Genomic DNA, 21,141 nt, shown 5'->3' with positions numbered 1-21,141 from the left:
ATTATATGCGTAAGCACAATAAGCATTTGGACTTTGAAATCAATTTGATCCCTTGTATCGACTTGCTGTCCGTCTGTATCTGTTTCTTGCTACTGACGGCAGTGTGGTTGCACATCGGTTCGATGAACGTCAAACAAGCAGTTGGCGGCCAGTCCCAGGCGGAAACTCCGAAGAAACCTCTTCTGTGGGTTTACATGGGCCAGGGCGGACAACTGACACTCAACGTTCAGCAATCTTCTTTGATTCCATCAGCACTAGCAAATTTGAAACTTGCTGGTCTTGAGGGGCAAACGAATATGGCTGAAATGGTGAAGGTTTTGACTCAATTAACTACTAAAGATCCCGATCTGAAAACAGCTCTAATTCAACCTCAAGCTCAATCATCCTATGAAGAAATCATTACGTTGATGGATGAGTTTAAGAAGTTAGGACTGACAGATCTGGGTGTGGCTCCACTGTAAGGAGGAGTTATGTTAGCCAGTCATAGTGTATTACAGGAAACGGCTTTACATTCAGCCTTAGGGGCGCAATCTCTTTTGAATCCAAAATATGGAAAATGGAAGAGAACCATCGTCGCGGACCTTCTTTTAACTGCTTTGATCGATGCCTTTTCGATCTTGGTGATCTTCCTTTTGATGAGCTTTTCTAGCGCCGGAGACATCCTCTTGGTTGGAAAAGGTCAAGAATTGCCGAAAGCATCTTTGGCAACGACATTGGAAAGAAATCCAGTTGTTAAATTGGAAGAAGGTAAGATCTACCTCGAGAATCAAGAAGTCACTCAAGATAATCTTGTCGGAGCTTTGCTGGGACTACGTAAGCAGTTCACAGAAAGTCATCCAGGCGAAGAATATCCTGGCATTTTGATGATTCAAGGTGATCGTCGTCTGAAGTACGAACAGTTAAATCAAATTGTTCTTGCTGCTTCACACGCAGGTTTTAGCGATATCCGTTTTGCGGTCTTGATGAAGTAAGGATCGCAAAACTTAAGTAAGGATTACTTATGTTGAAGAAGTTTTTCGTAGTTCTAAGCAGTCTCTTGGTTTCTTTAACGGTCTTTGCACAGTCCGAGGACAACAATCGCAGCTTGCTGATCACAAAGCTTGAAAATGTGTATCAGCATTTAGCTCCGAAAGATTCGTCTAAGGTTGCCGTGACGCTTCGTCTGGCAGACTTGTATGCGGAACGTGCGCGTAACGATTCCATGAATGAACTCAACCAAGGTTGCACAACTTGTAAAGCCGGGGAAGCTGATCGTAAGAAAGCTCTTCGTCTATATACAGAAGTTCTAGAGCGTGCGCCTGAAGCGGTTCAAGGTAAGGTTATGGTTCAAGTGGGTCACTTGTATCAGCTTACCGGCGACGAAGGAAAAGCGGTTAGCTTCTATCAAAAAATCCTGAACGAAGGTGGGTCGTCTGAGTTAAAAGCAGAGGCCCAATTGTCGTTGGCAGAAATCTATTTCAAACGCCGTGAATTCGCAAAAGCACAAGGCTTCTATCAAGATGTTTTGAAAAATGCGTCTGCGAATTCTCGCGGTTTAGCTGCTTATCGTAGTGCTTGGTGTGCTTTCAATTTGGGAGACATCGCAAGCTCTATTAAGCAAATGGAGACTATTCTTAGAACTCCAGCTTTGTTGACTAGAAATGGTTCCAACCAAGCTCAGATCGATCCTCAGTTCCAAGAGGAAGTCAGCCGTGATTATGCAACATTCATTGCGAAAAATAGCACTATCAGCAGCAATGATATTGAAAGTCTTTTCAAACTCAGTCCTGAAAACGTCCGTGTTCAAAACGTAAAGAGCTTGGCGTTGGATGCTGAAAGAATCGGTAAGAAGGCCGATGCTTTGAAAGTTTGGACTTTCGTATTTGGTTATATGAGCAAACCAGAAGATCGTTTGGCTGCTCAGATCTCCATGGCGCAACTTCATTTTGATACTAATAATAAAAAAGCAGGCGCTGAAAGCTTCGAATCTGCAATGCAATTGTGGAAAGAGCTTAAGTCTTGCCAAAGCAATCAATGTGACGAGCTTCGTAGACGTTCACGTCAATTCGTTGTTTCTTGGCATCAGCTCGAGAAAAAAGCACCAACAGCTGAGCTGCTGGCAGCTTACCAAGTTTATATCAATAATTTCCCAGAAGATATGGACATGAATCTTTACGCTGCAAACGTAGCTAAGGAACTTAAAAACTGGGATGTTGCTTGGACTTACTATAATAAGACTCGCGAAATGCAGTTGAAAGACAAAGATCCAAAAACGGCTGACAAGTTGGAAACAACTTTGGTGGCGTTGCTAGATCTTGCTGAAGACTCTAAAAATGAAAAATACGAAACTCAAGCTTACGATATGTACCTTGAGCAAAGCCCTAAGAAGACAAAGTCTTTCGAAGTTCAATACCAAAAAGCTCATGGCATGTATGAAAAAGGACAATATGGTCCAGCTTCAGAAGCTTTGAGAACTTTGGCTTTGGATAAAAAAGGTGACGCTAAAATCCGTAAACAAGCCGCAGATCTTTCTTTGGATGCTTTGGTCTTGATGAAGGATGAAACAAACATCAGCACATGGGCAGCAGAATATGCGCAAGCTCTATCTGGTGCCGGCGACACAAAAGAGTTCACTCAAATGGTTCAAAAAGCGGTTTTGACCAAGTCTGCAACAGCAGCTGGAAAAGACACTTTGGCAGCCTACAACGAGCTGAACCAATTCAATCCATCTCAGGCAACTCCTGAAGATAAGATGAAGTTCTATAAGAACAAATTGATCTTGGCTGAGAAATTGAACAAGTTCTCTGAGGCCCAAGGTGCTGCAGACAGCTTGTTGCAACAACCAGGCTTGAGCGAGGAAGATCGTGAGTTCGCGTGGTCTCGTAAAGCTTACATGGCTGAGATGACTTTGGACTTTACGACAGCTTTGACTGCGACTGAGAAGTTGCAAAAAGGTCTGAAGCCAGACGAGAAAATGTTGAAGCTTGCGATGTTCGCAGAGCTTTCTGGCCAAAAGAGCGCAAGCTACTATGGTCAGTACTTGCAAGCGTCTAAAGATGAAGAAAATAAAAAGCTAGTTGCTGCTGAGCTTGTGAGAAAATCAAAAGCTCCAGAAAAAGAGATCGAGCTTTACCGTCCGATCTTGGGCAAGTCTCCGCAATTGATGGCTCAGCTTTATACTGAGGTTTTTGCGAAGAGCTCTAGCGATGCAATTCTTAAAAAAGTGACTAAAGACGCTTCTATGAAAACAACAGATTCAGGCAAGCTTCTGACTCGTGTTGCTTTCTTAAAAGACTTCGCTGGCTTTAAGAAACAGCTCACTGATCATAAATTGGATACTAAAAATGATCGTAAGTTAGCTGCGACAATGAAGGCACGTGTGGCTCTTCTAGAGAAACTTGAAGGCTTTGCAAAACAAGCGATCGATGCGGGTGACTGGACTTCTCAGTTGGTAAGCGTGGATTTGCTTGCTAAAGAGAGCGAACGTTTCTACTCGGAACTTTTGTCTGCTCCAGTGCCACAAGGTCTTTCAGATGAAGAACAACAACAGTACATGCAACTTTTGTCTGCTCAAGCGACTCCGTTCCAAGCGAAGTCTGTAGAAGCGAAAGCAAAAGTCGAGGAGTTCTGGAAGAATTCTAAATGGCAACCAGCTTTGAAGGCTTCTTGGGAACAAGCAGATCTTCGTAGCGTGATTGTTACTGAAGTGAATGCGCTTCGTGAGATCGCACCTCAAGAGCACCAAAATACTTTGGCAGACCTTGTTGTAACTAAGAAAGACACGACAGTCGCTTCTCAAAGACCTAGCTTGCAAGAGATTCAAAAGGCGAGAAGCCTTGTGAATAAGAATCCATTCGATAAGCAAGCTCTTCAAGCTTTGTTAGATCTTGAAAAGAAATCTGAGAACACAGCGATGACTCAGTATTTGCAAACACGTATTGAAAATTTGGCGAAATCTTCTGAGAAGGGGGTTCTATGAAGTCATTCGTTCTAATTCTTTCAGTTCTTGGTTCGGTGGCGATTGCAGCTCCTTCGAAGGACGCTAAGAAAGCTCCAGCTTCGGCTTTGCCAGCTTCTGGTAGCTCTGAAACCACAAGCCATAACTTCGAGGACCTATTGGTTCAAGGTAAGTACCACTTTTCAGACGAAGCCGTAACGACGGTGGAAGAAGACAAAGTGTTGGACTCTTTGATCGGTGTTCGCTCGGATTTTAAAGATCGTTTGAAAAGCTCAACAGGAAGTTACTAAATGGAAAAACGACTGGTATTGGAAGATAATAACGGAACGGTTCTGAGAGCCTTCAACTGGACAGGGGAGTCTGGTGAGGTGATCCGCCGAGGCGATACAAAACGTCTTGAGATCGTTCCAAGCACAGAGCATTTATCAAAAAAGAAAATTCCTTTTGAAAAACTAGGTCAAGTAACTAAGCAAGATTTGGCGAACAAGCCATTCTTGGTTGGTAGGCTTGGACATTTAAAATTGGTTGAAGAAGTCGGCATGACTTTGAAAGACCACAAAGAAGATGCTGAGACTCAACGTCGTTGGTACATGATCTTGGCAGCTTTGATGCTGTTTACAGTCTTGTTCATGTCTTATGTTCGTACATTGCCAACAATGACGGCGAAGATGGAACAAAACCTGAAGCAAGAAGTTGTTAAAATCATTAAGAGCATTCCGCCAAAACCTAAAGTGGAAATGCAAAAAGTAGTAAACCAAAATCAAGAAACGACTCCGACTAAAACGGTTACAAAGACCACAAATACGTTAAAGCGTATGGGGGCTTTGGCAGTTCTAGGAAGTTTGTCTAAAGGCAAACAAAAGGGTGGCGTTGATTTGGGCGCTGTAAATACAAGTGCAGGTCCAGGTTTGGGCGGTACTCAAGGTAGCGGTGGTGTGCAAACTTCACTCTACGGTAAAGGTGTTGTCGCAGCTCCAGTCGGAGTTGGTGGTAATATCCAAGGCGCTGGTGGTTACGGCACTAAAGGTAAAGGCGGCGGTCAAGCTGGTTACGGAAAACTGAGCCTTGTTGGTTCTGCAGGCACAAGCTCTATGGCTTTGGCTCAGGAAGCAACAGTCGCTTCAGGTCTTGATCGTGATGCGATTGCAGCAGTTATTAACAGAAACTTGGGTCAAGTGCGTTTCTGCTACGAGCAGGGACTGCAAGGGGATCCAAACTTGAATGGTCGTGTGGCAATTGCGTTCACCATCGGTGGCAATGGCGCTGTTAAAGTAGCCTCTGTCGACAACACAACCATCAACTCAAAAGCTATTGAAGATTGCATCGTCATGAGACTTAAAACTTGGCAATTCCCGCTTCCTCAAGGTGGCGTGGATGTAAAAGTTAGCTATCCGTTTGTTCTAAGAAGGGCAGGTCAGGGTTAATATGAAAAACACTAAATATTTCTTAGGTGCATTACTATTGGTTGGGACTCTTGCTGGATGTTCTTCTAGCTGGGATCAAGATCCTTTGGCGAAAAAGAATGCTCTTTTCAAAGACGCCCAACAAGAGCCAACTGTTGACGAGAAGCCAGACGCAACTTCTAGCGAAAATATTCGTCTAGATGTTCCGCAAAACATCACTTTCCGCGAAGGTGTTGAAGGCGAATTCACAATGAAGTCTCGTATCCTAAAAGGTGGATTCGCGACGAGAATTCTTATTGAAAACTTGAACGACTTTCAAGGTGCTCGTTATGACGCTACCAGCGGCAAGTTCGTATGGACTCCACCGGCTGGCACTGTGACAGGCGCAAATGGAAATACGACTGAAGCGAAAATCCTTAAAGTTTTGGTTCTTGGTGAAAAACCTAACGAACCTGTGGAACGCAGAAGTTGGGACTTAAGATTAGAAATCGGCAAACTTTTGAGAGATCCAGAGATTTCTGCAATTTCTCAAACGAGCATCACTGTTCGTGAAGGTGAATATGCAAACATCACTTTCCAAGTTGTTGATAGAGACGCTGGTGCTGACGCTTCAACTTGGCCAAAGGTTCAAGCGTTCCCACTGTTGGGGTATGGCAATATCTCTCAGTTTGTAACATTCACGAGTATGTCTGCAGTAGGTATGGGCGGTGGCACATACGCTGTGAGCATCAAGGTTGATCTAACGAACGCTGAGTTGACAAAGTCTAAAGGCAGCTTCGGTTTTGCATTGCAGGCGGTTTCTCGCTTCCAAAAAGAAAGCATGAAACAAAACGTCTATGTAAATGTTTTGACTTCATTTGCGAACTTGCAAAGCACTTGGTTTGACGTTTTGGATTTCTACATCGGTGCTAAAGATGAACATCAATTCTTGATCTATGATCCTAAAGAAGAATTGCTTGTTGCAACTCCGACATTTACAGGAGCTCCTGCGGGCGCGACTTTCTCTTGCAGCGGTGTGGGCGTTTCTAAACAACTTTGTAAAATGATTTGGGCTCCAGACTTCATGATGGCTCCGGGTGATTTCACAGTGCGTGCAAACGTTGTGGCAAGAAATCAGGATGGATCTGATACACAAACTAAACCTCAGACATTCGACTTGAGAATGAGAGTAAACTCTGCTCCACCAGTGAGCATTTCTCGTGCGGGAGGTAAATAATGAAAAAACTTCTTTTAGCGACTACGACAGTTTTGTTTGCGGTAGCTGCGAATGCGGCGCCAAAGGCAACTCAACCTGAGACTCAGCCAGAAGCAAAGCAAGAGACGAAGCAAGAAGCGAAAGCGGACAGCACAGAGACTCAGTTTGATGCTTTGGGTGGAAATCAGATCTTCTTGGACAAAGCGAAAGCTCTTGAGCCAGAGAAGAACGTTAGCATTGTTCAAAACAGAAGCGTGCCTTTGACAAACAGAGTGGAATTTGCCCCTGAGTTCTCTGGAACTTTTGGTGGTGATACTTACTCTCGTACGAAGAGCATAGGCTTGAATGCTATGTACCACATCAACCCTCGTTGGGCGATTGGTGCAAAGTACAATTATTCTTTTAACTCTCTGACTCCAGAGGGTGAAGCTATGGTTGACCAAGCTTACGCCGAGTACCAAAAAAATCCAGCAAACCCAGATGCAGCTTTTCCAGAAATGGATTACCAAAAGTCAGAGATGATGGCTTTGGTGAACTGGGCTCCTGTTTACGGAAAAATGAATTTGCTTGATAAGAGCGTTGCTCACTTCGATTTCTACCTTGTTGGTGGTTATGGCCAAACTGAGCTTAAATCTGGCGCAGTTCCAACAATGACAGCGGGTGGTGGTCTTGGTTTTTGGATCAGCAAACATTTCTCGACTCGTCTAGAGATGCGCTATCAAACATACACAGCCAAGTATTTCGAAACAGAAAAGAAGATGGACTTGGCGGTGGCGTCAGTTCAAATGGGATGGCTACTATGAAACTAAAAAACTTAGCGATTCTTGGTCTTTCATTGTCTTTGGCCCAGTTTGCTGTGGCTCAAGATCTTGAAAGCATCTTGGATGAAGGTTCGAAAGCTTCAAAAATCGTAAAGTCGCCAGCAGCTTCTGTTAAAACAACGCCGCTAGCGCAAGCGATGAAGAAAGTCATCGGTACTCCAAACTCTGAACAAAATATTTTCCTTAGAAATATTGAAAATGCAGAGTGGGAAAAAGCGACTTTGCAATTCTCAAACGCATTTGAAGGAACGTCTTTCCAGAAGTCTTCTAATGGAAGAGCGCTTATGGGTTACGCTCAATTCATGGCGGGTCTTCCTGTCACTGGCGTGCAAACTCTTTTCATGGCGAACAACCCGAAAGAGATCAACACGACTTTGCGTGAAGAGTGGCAAAAAGCGGCTCCAGCAGATCACTTTGCTTGGACTTTGGCACAAATTCAGTGGGAACAAGCTTGGGAAACAGTTTTCGGTGAGGCTACTGAGCTTCGCGTGAAAACAGCCGAAGCCTTGTCTTCTAATAAAAACTTAGAACAGCTTCAAAAGTTGTCAGCTCAAGCTCCTGCTAACAGCAAGGAAAAAGCTTTGATCGATTGGCAATTGGTGATTGCGTATTCATTGAACGACCAAGCAGATCGCGCAGCGAAGCTTTTGGCAAGTTTGATGAAAACGAGCTATCCACCGGTTAGCAAAGACTTGATGCAAATCACGGCGGCTCGTTTGCTTTTCCAAAACGGGTACTTTGATGCTTCTATTAAGTACTACGAAAAAGTAGCAAAGGACTCTGACTACTGGACTGAATCCCAAGAAGAAATTGGTTGGGCTTACATCCGTAAGGGTGAGCCAAACAATGCTATGGCAGTAAGCCGTTCTTTGGTAACTTCAGCATTGAACAACCAAGTAAGCCCAGAGGCTTTCTTCGTGAATTCTTTGTCTCAGTTAAAAGTTTGTGACTATAGCGGCGTGACAGAGACGCTTCAGGCGTTCCCAAAACGCTTTAAAGAAAGAACGAAAGCTCTTGAAGCTATGTCTAAAGAGCCTGCGACCGATGATGTGAACAACGGTATTGCTCTTTTGAAATCTAAAAAGATCGAAGTTCAAGATTTGGGCAAAACAGCTAAAAATCTTCCACGTCGCTTTGCTCATGACGAAAGACTTTTCCAATTCGCTCAGGCGCAAAAACATCTTGAAGATGAAGCTGCGGTTGCTGAGAAGCTTTACGCAAAATCTTTGGCTTTGACAGGTCTTCAAGGCAGCTTCGAGAAGTTGAAGCAAAATACACTTCAACGTTCGCAAATGGCTAAAACCGCGGCATATGGCCGTGTAAAAGAACTTGCGAAAACAGAAGTGGAAGAGACTAAAGAAATTCTTCGCAAGCTTCACATTGTGGAAGCTGAGTTGATTCAACAGGTTTCTATCGCTGATAAAATCGCTAAAAACGCCAAAGGTAACGACTCTAAAAAAGGTGTTACTGGTTATAAAGGCGTCGCTGAAACTGTAAGTTTCCCAGCAGATGATGAAGTTTGGTTTGATGAACTTAGCAACTACCGTGTGGATGTTAAAAAAGCTTGTACGGTTAAGAGGTAGGCCATGAACTTTAAACATGCATTAGTGTTAACGCTTTTGGGATTCGGGATGGCGGCATGCTCTCCTGCAACTCCGGATGCGTACCTAAAACCAAAAAACCAAGAAGAAAAAGTTGTTCAAGACAACACTCAGGTTTTTGATCCAAAAGTTGATATCTTGTTTGTAGTTGATAACTCAGGCAGTATGGCGACTCACCAAAGAAATTTGGCGACGAATGTGGCGAAGTTTACTTCTACATTCACGAAGTCTTCTGTCTTAGATTACAACATTGGTGTTTTGACGACGGATATGGACGGTTACTCTTGGGGTGGTCGCAAAGCTTGTTGCGGTCAGCTTGCTGGGAATGTTCGTGTTGTAAATAAGATGACTCCGAGTGCGGATCAAATTCTTGCGGCAAACTTTGTCTTAGGAACTGATGGCGCGGCTGACGAGAAAAGCTTTGATCCGGTATTTGCAGCATTGTCTCCTCCTAATTTGACAGGCTGGAATAACGGTTTCTATCGTCAAGATGCTTCTATCGCGGTGATCTTCCTAACAGATGCTGAAGACCAAAGTGAAAACATCGATGCAAATGGACTTTATAGATTCCTACTAAACTTGAAGGGCGGAAACGCTTCGAAGGTTCTTGGTTACGGAGTTTTGGTTCCGAGCAATGATACAACCGGTTGTGATCGCGACGAATATCGCACTACTCCTGTTCGTATCGAGAGCTTTTTGTCTATGGTTACAAACCACAAGGCAAACATCATGAATCTTTGTGATCCAGACTACGGAACGCGTTTGGCGAATTTGGCGAAAGATATCGTCGACAACGTCGGTAATATCATCTTCCTAGATCGTCCACCTGATGTGAAAAGTATCCGTGTAACTTACGGAGCGATTGATCTTCCTAAGGATTATGAAAAAGGCTGGACTTTCGATATCGATAAGAACGCCATCATGCTTGGAAGTAAAATCGACTGGAGTTCTCAACCTTCTGGAAGCCGTGTAAAAGTATTCTATAGCGCTGCTGAATTTAAGAAGTAATCTTTAAAAGATTTTAAATGATAAAGACAAATCTGACGGCCTTAAAACCGTCAGATTTTTTTTGCGCAAAAATCTAAGCTGTAAGACTTGGAGCTATATAAGCAAAAAAGAAGCCTGTTAGAAAAACAGCAAGGCTTACAAAATAGATTCTTGAACTGAACTTACGACCACTGATGCAGGCGTCGCGAAGTTTTGGATCGATCGGGCAGGGGGCGTTGCGGTTCCTCCAAATTAGGAAACCATTCAGGCTTAACATCACTCCTGCAAAGATAAAGACCGTCGCCTTATTTTCAGAAACCCAAATAAGGCCGGGCACATTGCTGGCAAGGCCAGCCATCACGGCCCCCATGCCAAGGCTTACAAGAAGCGCGGGAAGGGCACAGCAAAGCAATGTGCTCATCGAGCCAAACAGAGTCAGGTAGTTTACTAAAGAGTTCTTAATTGAAGTCATGGCTTATTTCTCGAAACTTGCGTCGTAGCCAGAGTCCTTTAAGAGTTGAGTAATCTTCTCATGGCTCAGGGTCTGTCCGTCCTTAAACTTAATTTTGACGAATTTATTGGCAAGGCTCACATCAATGCCGGCCACTTCTTTTTGTGACATAAAACTTTTCTCGATGCCTTGAGCGCAAAAAGCACAAACCATGCCTTTAACTCCGACTTTGAGCTCGTCAGCAAATGCCATTGAACTTAAAGTAATCAATGAAGCAAAGATAAAATATTTCATAAAATCTCCTACTTATAGGTGAATCATAAAGTTGAACGCGATACTTCCATCAAAACCAGCGCCTACTTCCCAGAGAACGTTCTTCATGTAAAAACGGAGAAACTGAGTCGCAGCGATTTGCGGATTGGTGTTGGATTGATTGAACTCGGCGATATACCAAACATTCAGGTCACTATAGTCCGCAAGAAAAGGAGCGAAACCTAAACGCAGTTTACTTTTTTGCAGGTCTTTTTCAGCAAGCGTCGGATTGTTTTCATTTTTGCGGGCAAAGTACTGATGTTCAAAATAGGTGTAGTACTTGCGACTTTCCCAATCGAGTATAACCTCAAGAAGTCCCGTATCATAATTTTTCGAATCAAACTTCTCGGCTCCGGCGCCAGCACTTAGGTAAAAATTCCCTTGCGAGTCCTCGTTGTTCCAGCGTTGAACTAAAAGATTTAATCTTGGAATGTAGAATTCAGATTTCTCTTCACGCAAGTACGTAGCAGCAACCGCAAAGCGAGAATTCAAAGAGTAGTTTACCAACAACTCATTCGAGTCCTGGCTATTGTACGACATCACGCCAAAGGCGTTTTTATAAGAGACTGGATGAGCCTCGGCCGCGAGAGCAGCAAGGGTCAGAGGAATTGCCAGTAGTATCCAAAATCGAGACAGCATAAAGACTCCTACTTAGCATTAGGAGTCCAAGGAGCCTTTTGTGACAGATTAGTGAAAAATAAGTTTAGCCCACTTTTTATGAAGATGGGTTGCAAGTACCGCAAGGATGGTAAAGCCACAGCCAATAGCCGTAGCTTGAAGGCGTAGGAATGGTGTATGTAGGTCGCCGACTTGAGCAAATGGCAAGTCTAATAATATCAGAATAACCACGGCCAAAAATCCAGATCCCAGCCAGTACGCCGATGCCAAGGCCCATGGAGCTCCGACACATACTAAGAAAGTAAGCACGATTAAAGGCAGAGGTTGTCGGATATAGTAAATCGCCAGACCCGCAATGATGACACCCAGAAGAGTTCCAAAAAGACGCTGGATGCTTCGATATATGCTGAGTAAAGAATCGGGGCGCATGGTGATCAGCACGGTACCAACGGCCCAATAGCCATGATCAACTTTGAAGTAGGTGACAACACTGAGGGTGGCAAGGACTGCAAGACAATAAGTGAATGAATAAAAATGGCGACTGCGATCGCGGGTCAGGGCGCTGCGAATGGTGTCGCGGTAACGTTGATAGCTTTGCGGTTTTTGTCCGGCAATGGTGACTATTAAGATCACAGCTAGCATCGTAATCACATAGCCAAGAAGTGCGTAGCTGAAGGCAGAATCAATATGCTTTCCGATCGCAGATGTTGCAAAGCCCGCAAGCATTTGAAAGGTGGCAAATAGCACGGCTCGTTCAAACTCTGAGTTCTTGGCATCCATCAGTCCGATAAAGTAGGTCATTACTAACAATGCCAGAGTGAATATTTGCGGGTGGCCCTCAAGAAGAATTCCTGCAGTCATTCCTATGCAGAGAGCAATAAAGGTGAGAGTGAAATTCAGAAGCCTTCTCCATAGAGGTCCTAGGTGATCGTTTAGAACCAGCAGGTAGGCGGCGAGAGCTCCAAAGATGGCAACACTTAGCTGATCCCGATAGTGGCCCACAAAAAGTGGGGCTGTGGTGGCAACTCCACAGAGAAGCATCTTTGGCCAAGGTGAAGCTGCGGGGTTGAGTTTAAGCGTGTTCTGAACGTGGCTTCGTAGGTCCATGGTCTAGTCATACATCAGAATTCCACAAAGATCCCGTTTTTGCGCTGGGGTTCTGTTAAATCTCATTCTGAGATTTCGGTGGATTTAGTCTAGTGTTCTGAATTTTCCTTGAAGCGATTGACGAGATTCGCCGATAAGTCATTTATGAGTAAACCTTCCGGGATTGACGAAAAAAAGATGATCAAAGTCAGTAAAGAGCTTTTTACTGACGGATTGCCGTTGCCCGCTGAAGTTTATACTCGATTGCCATCTGGTCAGTTCATCCTCGTCGGGCGAAAAGCAGATACTGGAAATCTTTCGAATCTGCATTTGATGCAAGAAAAGCAAGTCGATCTTTTTGTTCGTGAAGAAGAGTACAACGGTGTTGTAACTTTTAACGTAAATCTTATCGAGAAGACTTTAAAAAACGATAGCGTAAACCCGGTTCTGAAAATGAATCTTTTAAAGGGTGTTGCTGAATCTACGATTTCAGAACTCACTAAAAAAGACGTTTACGTGGGCTCGTTTGATCGCTGCAAACAGATCGTGGGCTTCGTACAAGAGACTGTTGTGCAGATTAAAGACTTTGATAAGTTTTTAGATATCTTTAGTAAGCTTCCAGGCGATCTTGTGAGTCACTCTTTGGCAACTTCAGTGGTGTCGTTGATGATTTGCGAACAAATGGATATCACCATGAAGAGCACTCTTGAAAAAGTGGTGATGGGTGCATATCTGCACGATATCGGTCTTAAAGAAATTCCTTTAGAAATTCTTAATAAACCTCGTCTGCAATGGACAGAGGCTGAAGTTCACTATTATGAGTCTCATCCACTTCGTGGGGTTGAGATCCTTCGTGATATCAAAGAAATTCCCTCAGACGTCTTAGGGATCGTACTAGAGCATCACGAAAACGCTTTGGGTATGGGGTTTCCTCGTCGTATCCGTGATATCAAAATCAATCCTTTGGCGCGTATCGTAGCTGTCGCTGATTGTTTTGTAGACCTGATCTATGAAAACAATAAAGAAGGCGCAAGACGGACTCCTGAAGAGGCTGTCGCTTATATTGAAAACATTATGGGTCAGCCATACAACAAACCCGCGTTTTTAGCTTTGAAGAAGATCATTCATCTGACTCATGTTCAGAAGAAGCTCAAAGGCACCGGTTAAAAACCAATCCTACAGGTCCAGAGATCGAACACTCGCTGTATTCATAGGGTCCAGTTATCTTGTCTTTTTTCAGAGATAGCGAAAGAATGAGTTAACCCCTATCTCATATGCTGGAAACCTCATGAAGTTTTACTATCTCATTGCAGCTTATAACGAAGAACAGATCCTTGAGAGAACAGTGCGTGAGCTTGAGCCCTTGACTCAAAAGTTTCCAGGTTCTGAAGTCTTTCTGCTTGTGAATGGCAGCAATGATAAAACTTGGGATGTGGCCCAGAAGCTTTCCAAAGAATTCCCTGAGTGGGTATCTAGCTTTCAGAATGATGAAAAAGGCATGGGCGTAGCCTATCGCCGTGGTCTTCGCGAATTACAAAAAAGAAAGCTCGATTCTAATCACTGGGTGGTGCTTACCGCTTCGGATCTGCCTTTTGGGTATAGTGATTTGGATTCGTTTGTTCAGCTTGGATCTTCAGCTTGGCAAGAGCACGTGCTGTTTGTCGGAAGCAAAAGTCACCCGCAGTCTCAGGTGCAAAGAAATTGGAAACGTCGACTGGGGTCGTTGGTTTTTGAAATCGCCCGTCAGGTGATTCTTAGAATTAAAACTAAAGACACGCAGGGGACTTTGTTTTTACGTGGTGACCAAGTTTCTGTCGTCGAGCGCCTACGCGCGGATGACTATTTTATTACAGTAGAAATCGTGTACTTTTCCGAGCGTGCGGGGAAGGTCGCCGAGATGCCTGTTGTCCTGCGGCCAGAGACCCGAAATTCCAAGATTTCCATTCTGAAAGATGGCTATAAAAGCCTTCGTCAGCTATTGCATTTTCGTCAGCGCCTATAACTCTAAGGCCTAGGTCGTGAATGCAGAGACCTAGACCTCACATTTAGAACAAGTTTATGAGAGAATTTAAGTAACGGAGGTCTCATGAGCTCGTTCGTGCATCCTACAGCGATCGTTGAACCAGGCGCAAAAATCGGGGAAGACGTAAAGATTTGGCATTTTTCTCATGTGCGAAATGGGTCGACAATCGGACCTCGAGTTTCTGTTGCAAAAGATGTGTATGTCGATGCCAATGTATCAATTGGCGAAGGTTCCAGAATTCAAAATAGTGTGAACATTTACAACGGCGTCGAGATTTCTCGTTGGGTGTTTGTTGGGCCTGCGGTGGTTTTCACCAATGATCAACATCCACGTATTGGTCGTAAGAGCTGGGAAGTTGTTCCGACAGTGCTTGAGGATTGTTGCTCGATTGGAGCCGGAGCTATCATTCGCTGTGGCGTTCGTATCGGCGCATTTGCAATGGTTGGGGCTGGCGCGATAGTGACAAAGGATATTCCTCCGTTTTGTTTGGTGACCGGAGTCCCTGCAGATCTTAGTCATCGTATTTGTGCGTGTGGTGATAAAACCATGCCTTTGATTTCATGGGTGGATAATGCCATTCAGCCTTGCTGTGAAAAAAATCTTGAACCGCATATTTTGAAGCGCGCTCAAGAGGTTATCTTGCAGACCAATATGAAGTCTGTAGCTAATGGCTAATTTGTAAAAACAATGAACTTTAAAAACCCCAATAAAAGTATTTTGATTCTGTTTGTACTTTTGGTCTTTGGATTTCTTCATACGATTCCACTCTGGGACGTAAAAACAAATCTAGCGGCGGGCTACGGCGATCCTCTTTCACATGCCACGATGGGCGAGTGTTATTGCACGAACGTGCTTACTGGCAATTTTCAATCAGATAGATTTCTAGCTCCATTTGGCACGGACCTTTCGGGAACTTTTGATAGCCCATTTCCTTTCATTTTAACCTGTCCGTTCTTGGCCGGCGGAGCAATCTTTCAGTTTCATATTTTTGCTTTGATGCAAATTTGGCTGATTATCTTAGGTAGCTGGTTGGTGGCGACCTGCTTTATTAAAAATCCTGTGCGGCAATTGGCTTATATTCTTTTTGTCTGGTGGTGCGGTTTTTATATTTCTCGTTCTCATCAACACGTGACTTTGCTATCGATGATTTGGGGGCTGCAATTCGTTTTCTATGCAGTGATGAATCTTGATCCTAAAAGGCTTAAAAATGTGTTGGGATCGGCATTGCTCTTGGGGCTTGCCTACACGGGAACCTTTCATAATATTCCAAGTCTATTTCTAATTACACTGGCTTTGGTTGCCTATAAATTCTGGCAAATGCGTTCAGAGCTTAAAAACCCAAGAGCGCTATTGAATCTTGGAATTGGTGCTGGCCTTGCCGTAGGAATATTCTTTGCGCTGTGGTGGCCGATGATTGCCTATACGCTGAAAAATGGCCCGGTCATAGTGGATGAGCAACGCCGCTTTTTCAATTTAGACCTATTAAGCGCATTTATTCCTGTAGACGGGAATCGTCTTTTTGAGTGGTGGCCGTCATTGACCCATCTTCCATTAGAAAGACAGAATACGTTTGACCTTGTGATTTTACTTTTGGTCCTTGTTTCTCTTTGCACGAAGAAATTTTGGAAAGACTCATTCAGAGTTATTTTGCTCGGAGTGGGGCTTGTCTATTTTATTTTGGCCCTTGGGCCTGAGCTCCGCATTAATAACGAAGTGAGCTCGTACCTTGATTTTAATACCGAAATTTTCCGTCATTTCCCGATGCGGATCACGCGCACGACCGGGCGTCTGGCAATGACGACAAATCTTTGCTTTATTCTTGTGGCCTTTCTATTTATTGAAGGGATTGCTAAGGAGCGCATCAAAAAGTACCTTTCTTACGCGTTGGTAGTTTGGGCGGTTTTAGCGGGGCCGTGGATGAATCAAATGTGGTTTTTCCCGACACTCAATTACACTCAAATTTTGCCTGCAAATGCATTAACTGAAGTAAGAAACATGCCGAGTGAGACGATCGTGGTAAATATCCCGACGGCGTGGGCTCAAGATCCTTCAGAAAACTTTCTTCAGATTTTTCATGGGAAAAGAATCACCTCGGGCTACCTTGCATATACGAACTATAACGAAAAAGTTCGAGAAAACTTTGCTGGTGAACCCTTCTTAGGAAAACTTGGTTGCGATGGTGAACCGACGGCTTTTGCGTTAACGCCGCTTATGAATGATGGAAACGCTCTCCGCAACTATTTGTTGGCGCAACAATATCGAGTCATTATTATTAATAAAAACATACTTTTGAATAATCCTGGATGCAAAAATCTTACGGGCTGGGTGCAATACCTTGCAAAGCAACCGTGGGTGAAAGCTCTCGAGGAAAATAATTTATTTGCCGTTTTAGCGGTTCAGTAAGCATTCTGTTATTAAATATCAGAGCTTTCAGTCCTAATCCTGTGCTTTGACAGGCTAGTTCCTTTTTTTGCGATCACGACATTTCTAGGACATTTCGCTGCTAATATTGGCACAAATAAGAAAATGAGAGGAGGCGCCTATGCTAAACAGGGAAGTGACACCAACAAGAAAATTAGTTGTGATGTCTATTGTCTTGCTTTTCGCAGGTTCCACTCTGGCTGCGAATCCAACCACGACAGACACAAGCAATACAAAGATGAACCAACGTGATGCTCAAGGGACAACGTTGACGCCTGAGGATCAAGTCAAAGGCACAACGGCTGATGTGGAGCTTACTCGTAAAGTTCGTCAAGAGCTTGTGAACGACAAAACGCTTTCTACAGATGCACAAAATGTAAAAATCATTACATTGAATGGGGTAGTGACTCTTCGAGGTCCTGTCGCCACTGCAGATGAGAAAGCAAAAGTCGACGGTCTGGCTAAGAAAGTATCCGGAGTGAAGCAAGTAGACAATCAAACAGAAGTAAAAACTAAATCTTATTAAGGGTTCAGGGGGAAGTTATGGTCTTTGAAAAAGATACGACAAAAAGAGGTCATAAATCTGTATTTGGGATTTTCGACAATCGAACGTCCCTCGAAAATACAGTGACCAATCTTAAAAATTCCGGGTTTGTAAACAGTGACATTTCTGTCTTGATGCCAACTCCGGAAAGTACAAAAAACTTTGCTCATGAGAAAAACACCAAAGCTCCTGAGGGTGCGACTGCTGGTGGTACTAGCGGTCTTGCTATCGGGGGTGTCTTAGGCTGGCTTGCGGGAATAGGAGCCTTGGCAATTCCAGGGATAGGTCCTTTCGTAGCAGCAGGTCCTATCGTTGGCGCGATTGCCGGCGCAGGTATTGGCGGTGCCGTAGGTGGTATTGCCGGTGCGCTTGTGGGTCTTGGTATTCCTGAGTATGAAGCAAAACGCTTTGAGACTATGGTGAAAGATGGCGGTATGCTTTTGTCAGTTCATGTTGATAACAACGACTTGCGCGACAGAGCCACTGACATCTTAAAAGCTGGTGGCGCAAAAGATGTTGCCACTGCCGGCGAGGAAAAAGAAGAACCTCGTCGCTCTGAAAAAGATAAAGACTACCATCCGCCTGTCTAGTAACAGGAATTTGGTAGGCGAGGGGCCGGCATTTAGCGGCCCTTCGTTATTTTCTAGTTCTCGATCGCTTTTACATAGCCTTTGGTGGCAAGTATCTTACCCATCTCGGCATATGCAGCATCACCACGAGGCGGAGCAAAAGTTCCTAATCCATCGACATAACGATTGTACATACAGAAAGCAGCGGCGATAAGAACCGTGTCGTGAATATCTCTGTCGGTGGAACCTAATTTTTTAGCGGCTGCGATGTCCTCCTGAGAAACTGAGCGTGCTGATTTCTGCACTGTTGCTGCAATTTTCAAAAGAGCGCGCAAACGGTCGCTGATCGGCGCTTGTTCGGGGCTCTCCCAAACTTGCTTGCTTATTCCAGATTTTTGCCAGTGATAGTCAGCAACCCCTGCGTGGGATTCTGAACAGAAAACGCATTGATTTAAAAACGAAACATAGTTAGCAACTGTTTCTCTTTCAGCTTTAGAAAAATTCGGTGTTTCACGAGAAAGTAAAAGCTCCGCCAACTCATTCAGAGGTTTTGCGGTTTCAGGGTAAGCCATCATCGGACCGATAATACCAGGGGCGCCAGGTGGGACTGGGATATGTGCCATTGAAAACTCCTTTGTTATTAGGCAATGGTTCCAAGGGGCCTTAGGGTTGTCCAGAACTTGTCGTGACTCATAAGCTCAATCGGGACGCATTCATATCGTCAATAGCTATATATTAGAGATGGGCTCTGTGGGAACGGCTGGGGTCTGTAATAAGGTTCTGGTTGTCACTTCTTTTGACAGGTGTAGACCAATTCTCCGGCGATACCGGGAGATATCGGGAGCAAGGCGTTTTAAAACGAATTTATGTGTGGCTCGTGTGCCACAGATCTTGCTCTACCTCCTGTTGATAGGAGAATTTTATGAAAAAGGCAGGATTACTTCGTTTCTTATTTTTGATGTCTCTTGGAGTTTCTATGGCTCACGCAAGCGATCTTAAAAACGAGATCGATACGGAAGCCGCACTAGCGATGAAGACGACCCCTAAGGCCGTTAAACGTGAACCATTAGTTCACTTAGCTCCGGTGGGTGGTATTACCTTCGCAAAGCTAAAGGGTACAACGTCCCCAGGATATAGCTTCTCGACCGCAACAGGTTATGAGGGCGGTGTCGGAATCCTTATCGGACGTGGTTCTTTTCAGTTTGAAACTGGTGTTATGTATGCTGAGCGCTCTACGAAAGAAAGCTATAGCAACGGTATGAGTACTTGGGATTTAACTTACCAAAATAAGTACATCGAACTTCCGTTGATGGTTCGCTGGAATGTAATGAACAACAGCGATATCCGCCTGTATGTAAAAGGCGGTGGTGTTGGTTCATTACTTCAGAGCTCAACAGGTGCAATGTCTAATATGCAAAACTACAATGCAGCAATGTATCCTGGAGCTTACTATCCATCATACTACGGAGCTGCGAATTACAACTCGAGCTTGCTTCAAAGCGATGACACGAAGAGCGCATTCTCTGCCGCAGACTTCCGTTGGGCAGCAGGTATCGGTGGTCAAATTCGCGTAACAAAGTCGATCGCGGTTTTGTTAGAAGGTGACTATCAAACGAGCTTGAACCCAGTAAGTAACACTCAACCAAATGGTTACTTCGGTTCAACATCTATGAACTTGAGCTTAGAAACTTACGGCATCAAAGCCGGTGTTTTGATCAGCTTGTAATATCGAGCGTTCTCAAGAAAATATTAGAAACCCCAATGAGCACATTGGGGTTTTTTTATTGGTTAAAACGCTCTCGCGTTCGAAACCTGGTCCTTAATTTAAAACTGCTCGGGGGTATTCGGAAACAGCCTCATTATGTCTAAGTGATATTGTGTATTTACGGGCAAGCTGTTTTCAGCAATAAGTTTCGCGCGGATGTCCCGTTTTTCATTCTTGGAGAATAAAAATAAAAATTCATACTCTTATGTGAGCGCCAAGGAGACATAAGAGTATGAGAAGCCGTCGCAAGTTCTTGATGGATAGTCTGTTTCGACTGCCGATATTTATCTCGGTATCTATGCCTGGGCGGCTTTTTGCGCACATCATTCCTTTCTCATTCTTCAAAAAATATGTATCGCTCTGGGGCTGGGGGGAAAACGGTGACGGTCAAGTAGGAAACGGAACTGTAGTCACGGTGACAACTCCAACACTTATTCATGGGACTTCAGTTTGGAAAGGCGTTGCTTGCGGCAGCAGCTTTTCAATGGGACTGCAAGAGCCTGGATCTTTGTGGACCTGGGGAGACAACACTTACGGACAATTAGGATATGGAAACACCAATAACAAAAGTTCTCCGACACAGGTGGGCTCTGTAGATACGTGGAGCTCCGTCGTAGCTGGTGTTTACCATAGCGTGGCCACGAAAAGAGACGGCACCCTATGGGCGTGGGGAGCAAACCCCAATGGAGCCTTAGGACAAGGGAATATCGCTTCTAAGAGTGCCCCTGTGCAAATAGGTACAGACACCGACTGGGCAAGTTGTGGGCCGGGCTATCATGCCACCTATGCGGTTAAGACGGATGGAACTCTTTGGGCTTGCGGTCTTAACGATACAGGGCAGTTGGGGATGAATGACCTAACAGCGCGTTCGACGATGACTCAAATAGGAGCTGACACAAACTGGGCCTCTGTTCATGGAAGCCTACGTTTTGTTGTTGCACTTAAAACCAATGGGACCCTATGGGCTTGGGGCTTGAACGATCGTGGTGCTTTGGGGATTAACAATACCACGAATAAGAGCTCGCCCACACAAGTAGGGTCCGCTACGACTTGGTCTAGAATTGGTATAGGCCGCAATCACACGATCGGTGTTAGAGCTGATGGGACGTTGTGGACTTGGGGCGGAAATGGAAGTGGTCAGTTAGGAATCGGTGTCACCGGAGATCGTACGTCTCCGATTCAAGTGGGTACCGAAACTTATTGGCGACAAGGAGCTGGTAGTCTTAGTACGACTTTTGCCGTCGACGTCAATGGGGGGCTTTGGGGGTGGGGGCTAAATACCTCTGGTGAAATTGGTAATGGGGACTCAACATCAAAGAGCAGTCCCGTTCAAGTCGGCACAGGTAAGATCTGGACCGAAATAACGGCGTCCTACTACAGCACGAACATGATGGGACTCAAAAAGTAA

At 44.5% G+C, this 21,141-nt stretch carries 22 protein-coding genes; 17 read left to right on the top strand and 5 right to left on the bottom strand.

Annotated elements, in window-relative coordinates:
• Nucleotides 1–5 precede the first annotated feature (5 nt).
• From ACLWBB_RS10795 to ACLWBB_RS10755, 9 genes are read left to right on the top strand one after another with little or no spacing between them, the layout of a single operon-like run.
• A complete protein-coding gene (locus ACLWBB_RS10795) occupies nt 6–461 on the top strand; it encodes an ExbD/TolR family protein (RefSeq protein WP_413287517.1) in 456 nt (151 codons plus the stop codon).
• Nucleotides 462–470: 9 nt separating this feature from the next.
• Entirely contained in the window at nt 471–971 is a 501-nt protein-coding gene (locus ACLWBB_RS10790) for an ExbD/TolR family protein (protein ID WP_413287516.1), read from the top strand.
• 29 nt (nt 972–1,000) lie between these two features.
• The gene (locus tag ACLWBB_RS10785; protein ID WP_413287515.1) at nt 1,001–3,958 is read left to right on the top strand and encodes a tetratricopeptide repeat protein; all 2,958 of its coding nucleotides are present in this window, start codon (nt 1,001–1,003) and stop codon (nt 3,956–3,958) included.
• Entirely contained in the window at nt 3,955–4,227 is a 273-nt protein-coding gene (locus ACLWBB_RS10780; protein WP_413287514.1) for a hypothetical protein, read from the top strand. Before ACLWBB_RS10785 ends, ACLWBB_RS10780 begins: the two co-directional genes overlap by 4 nt.
• A complete protein-coding gene (locus ACLWBB_RS10775; RefSeq protein ID WP_413287513.1) occupies nt 4,228–5,361 on the top strand; it encodes an AgmX/PglI C-terminal domain-containing protein in 1,134 nt (377 codons plus the stop codon). It abuts the gene before it with no gap.
• A 1-nt stretch (nt 5,362) separates the two neighbouring features.
• A complete protein-coding gene (locus ACLWBB_RS10770) occupies nt 5,363–6,556 on the top strand; it encodes a hypothetical protein (protein ID WP_413287512.1) in 1,194 nt (397 codons plus the stop codon).
• A complete protein-coding gene (locus tag ACLWBB_RS10765) occupies nt 6,556–7,338 on the top strand; it encodes an outer membrane beta-barrel domain-containing protein (protein WP_413287511.1) in 783 nt (260 codons plus the stop codon). Before ACLWBB_RS10770 ends, ACLWBB_RS10765 begins: the two co-directional genes overlap by 1 nt.
• Nucleotides 7,335–8,939, top strand: coding sequence for a tetratricopeptide repeat protein (locus ACLWBB_RS10760; RefSeq protein ID WP_413287510.1), 1,605 nt, complete (start codon nt 7,335–7,337; stop codon nt 8,937–8,939). Before ACLWBB_RS10765 ends, ACLWBB_RS10760 begins: the two co-directional genes overlap by 4 nt.
• 3 nt (nt 8,940–8,942) lie before the next feature.
• Entirely contained in the window at nt 8,943–9,965 is a 1,023-nt protein-coding gene (locus ACLWBB_RS10755; RefSeq protein WP_413287509.1) for a hypothetical protein, read from the top strand.
• A 73-nt stretch (nt 9,966–10,038) separates the two neighbouring features.
• Here ACLWBB_RS10755 and ACLWBB_RS10750 read toward each other — a convergent pair whose 3' ends face one another.
• The 4 genes from ACLWBB_RS10750 to ACLWBB_RS10735 are packed head-to-tail and all read right to left on the bottom strand — an operon-like array spanning nt 10,039 to nt 12,432.
• Entirely contained in the window at nt 10,039–10,416 is a 378-nt protein-coding gene (locus ACLWBB_RS10750; RefSeq protein WP_413287508.1) for a hypothetical protein, read from the bottom strand.
• Between the two features lie 3 nt (nt 10,417–10,419).
• Complete coding sequence (locus tag ACLWBB_RS10745) at nt 10,420–10,689, bottom strand: heavy-metal-associated domain-containing protein (RefSeq protein WP_413287507.1); 270 nt, start codon at nt 10,687–10,689, stop codon at nt 10,420–10,422.
• A 12-nt stretch (nt 10,690–10,701) separates the two neighbouring features.
• Nucleotides 10,702–11,346: a hypothetical protein gene (locus ACLWBB_RS10740; protein WP_413287506.1), complete on the bottom strand. Its 645-nt coding sequence runs from the start codon at nt 11,344–11,346 to the stop codon at nt 10,702–10,704.
• 48 nt (nt 11,347–11,394) lie between these two features.
• Entirely contained in the window at nt 11,395–12,432 is a 1,038-nt protein-coding gene (locus ACLWBB_RS10735; protein WP_413287505.1) for an FUSC family protein, read from the bottom strand.
• A gap of 144 nt (nt 12,433–12,576) precedes the next feature.
• Between ACLWBB_RS10735 and ACLWBB_RS10730 the strand changes: the two genes are divergently transcribed.
• The 6 genes from ACLWBB_RS10730 to ACLWBB_RS10705 all read left to right on the top strand — a co-directional run bounded on the left by ACLWBB_RS10730 (nt 12,577) and on the right by ACLWBB_RS10705 (nt 17,989).
• Complete coding sequence (locus ACLWBB_RS10730) at nt 12,577–13,578, top strand: HD-GYP domain-containing protein (RefSeq protein WP_413287504.1); 1,002 nt, start codon at nt 12,577–12,579, stop codon at nt 13,576–13,578.
• Between the two features lie 121 nt (nt 13,579–13,699).
• Nucleotides 13,700–14,413 carry a glycosyltransferase family 2 protein gene (locus ACLWBB_RS10725; RefSeq protein WP_413287503.1) on the top strand — a complete coding sequence of 238 codons (714 nt, stop codon included), beginning with the start codon at nt 13,700–13,702 and terminating at the stop codon, nt 14,411–14,413.
• An 84-nt stretch (nt 14,414–14,497) separates the two neighbouring features.
• Entirely contained in the window at nt 14,498–15,109 is a 612-nt protein-coding gene (locus ACLWBB_RS10720) for an acyltransferase (protein WP_413287502.1), read from the top strand.
• A gap of 12 nt (nt 15,110–15,121) precedes the next feature.
• Complete coding sequence (locus ACLWBB_RS10715) at nt 15,122–16,837, top strand: hypothetical protein (RefSeq protein ID WP_413287501.1); 1,716 nt, start codon at nt 15,122–15,124, stop codon at nt 16,835–16,837.
• 139 nt (nt 16,838–16,976) lie between these two features.
• Nucleotides 16,977–17,381, top strand: a complete 405-nt coding sequence (locus tag ACLWBB_RS10710; RefSeq protein ID WP_413287500.1) for a BON domain-containing protein — start codon at nt 16,977–16,979, stop codon at nt 17,379–17,381.
• Nucleotides 17,382–17,398: 17 nt separating this feature from the next.
• Nucleotides 17,399–17,989, top strand: a complete 591-nt coding sequence (locus ACLWBB_RS10705) for a DUF3341 domain-containing protein (RefSeq protein ID WP_413287499.1) — start codon at nt 17,399–17,401, stop codon at nt 17,987–17,989.
• A 53-nt stretch (nt 17,990–18,042) separates the two neighbouring features.
• Here ACLWBB_RS10705 and ACLWBB_RS10700 read toward each other — a convergent pair whose 3' ends face one another.
• The gene (locus ACLWBB_RS10700) at nt 18,043–18,591 is read right to left on the bottom strand and encodes a carboxymuconolactone decarboxylase family protein (protein WP_413287498.1); all 549 of its coding nucleotides are present in this window, start codon (nt 18,589–18,591) and stop codon (nt 18,043–18,045) included.
• Nucleotides 18,592–18,890: 299 nt separating this feature from the next.
• Between ACLWBB_RS10700 and ACLWBB_RS10695 the strand changes: the two genes are divergently transcribed.
• Entirely contained in the window at nt 18,891–19,694 is an 804-nt protein-coding gene (locus ACLWBB_RS10695; RefSeq protein WP_413287497.1) for an outer membrane beta-barrel protein, read from the top strand.
• Between the two features lie 271 nt (nt 19,695–19,965).
• Nucleotides 19,966–21,141, top strand: coding sequence for an RCC1 domain-containing protein (locus ACLWBB_RS10690; protein WP_413287496.1), 1,176 nt, complete (start codon nt 19,966–19,968; stop codon nt 21,139–21,141).

This window comes from Bdellovibrio sp. HCB337 (assembly GCF_047302465.1).
Classification (GTDB): domain Bacteria; phylum Bdellovibrionota; class Bdellovibrionia; order Bdellovibrionales; family Bdellovibrionaceae; genus JACMRP01.
This window is presented reverse-complemented; position numbering and strand designations above follow the sequence as displayed.

Excerpts from the sequence above, each read along its gene's own strand:
- ACLWBB_RS10715 (WP_413287501.1), top strand. The coding sequence starts at position 15,122 with ATGAACTTTAAAAACCCCAATAAAAGTATTTTGATTCTGTTTGTACTT.
- ACLWBB_RS10765 (WP_413287511.1), top strand. The coding sequence starts at position 6,556 with ATGAAAAAACTTCTTTTAGCGACTACGACAGTTTTGTTTGCGGTAGCT.
- ACLWBB_RS10785 (WP_413287515.1), top strand. The coding sequence starts at position 1,001 with ATGTTGAAGAAGTTTTTCGTAGTTCTAAGCAGTCTCTTGGTTTCTTTA.
- ACLWBB_RS10710 (WP_413287500.1), top strand. The coding sequence starts at position 16,977 with ATGCTAAACAGGGAAGTGACACCAACAAGAAAATTAGTTGTGATGTCT.
- ACLWBB_RS10735 (WP_413287505.1), bottom strand. The coding sequence starts at position 12,432 with ATGGACCTACGAAGCCACGTTCAGAACACGCTTAAACTCAACCCCGCA.
- ACLWBB_RS10760 (WP_413287510.1), top strand. The coding sequence starts at position 7,335 with ATGAAACTAAAAAACTTAGCGATTCTTGGTCTTTCATTGTCTTTGGCC.
- ACLWBB_RS10740 (WP_413287506.1), bottom strand. The coding sequence starts at position 11,346 with ATGCTGTCTCGATTTTGGATACTACTGGCAATTCCTCTGACCCTTGCT.
- ACLWBB_RS10770 (WP_413287512.1), top strand. The coding sequence starts at position 5,363 with ATGAAAAACACTAAATATTTCTTAGGTGCATTACTATTGGTTGGGACT.
- ACLWBB_RS10790 (WP_413287516.1), top strand. The coding sequence starts at position 471 with ATGTTAGCCAGTCATAGTGTATTACAGGAAACGGCTTTACATTCAGCC.
- ACLWBB_RS10745 (WP_413287507.1), bottom strand. The coding sequence starts at position 10,689 with ATGAAATATTTTATCTTTGCTTCATTGATTACTTTAAGTTCAATGGCA.
- ACLWBB_RS10775 (WP_413287513.1), top strand. The coding sequence starts at position 4,228 with ATGGAAAAACGACTGGTATTGGAAGATAATAACGGAACGGTTCTGAGA.
- ACLWBB_RS10705 (WP_413287499.1), top strand. The coding sequence starts at position 17,399 with ATGGTCTTTGAAAAAGATACGACAAAAAGAGGTCATAAATCTGTATTT.
- ACLWBB_RS10725 (WP_413287503.1), top strand. The coding sequence starts at position 13,700 with ATGAAGTTTTACTATCTCATTGCAGCTTATAACGAAGAACAGATCCTT.
- ACLWBB_RS10755 (WP_413287509.1), top strand. The coding sequence starts at position 8,943 with ATGAACTTTAAACATGCATTAGTGTTAACGCTTTTGGGATTCGGGATG.
- ACLWBB_RS10730 (WP_413287504.1), top strand. The coding sequence starts at position 12,577 with ATGAGTAAACCTTCCGGGATTGACGAAAAAAAGATGATCAAAGTCAGT.
- ACLWBB_RS10780 (WP_413287514.1), top strand. The coding sequence starts at position 3,955 with ATGAAGTCATTCGTTCTAATTCTTTCAGTTCTTGGTTCGGTGGCGATT.
- ACLWBB_RS10700 (WP_413287498.1), bottom strand. The coding sequence starts at position 18,591 with ATGGCACATATCCCAGTCCCACCTGGCGCCCCTGGTATTATCGGTCCG.
- ACLWBB_RS10690 (WP_413287496.1), top strand. The coding sequence starts at position 19,966 with ATGAGAAGCCGTCGCAAGTTCTTGATGGATAGTCTGTTTCGACTGCCG.
- ACLWBB_RS10695 (WP_413287497.1), top strand. The coding sequence starts at position 18,891 with ATGAAAAAGGCAGGATTACTTCGTTTCTTATTTTTGATGTCTCTTGGA.
- ACLWBB_RS10720 (WP_413287502.1), top strand. The coding sequence starts at position 14,498 with ATGAGCTCGTTCGTGCATCCTACAGCGATCGTTGAACCAGGCGCAAAA.
- ACLWBB_RS10795 (WP_413287517.1), top strand. The coding sequence starts at position 6 with ATGCGTAAGCACAATAAGCATTTGGACTTTGAAATCAATTTGATCCCT.
- ACLWBB_RS10750 (WP_413287508.1), bottom strand. The coding sequence starts at position 10,416 with ATGACTTCAATTAAGAACTCTTTAGTAAACTACCTGACTCTGTTTGGC.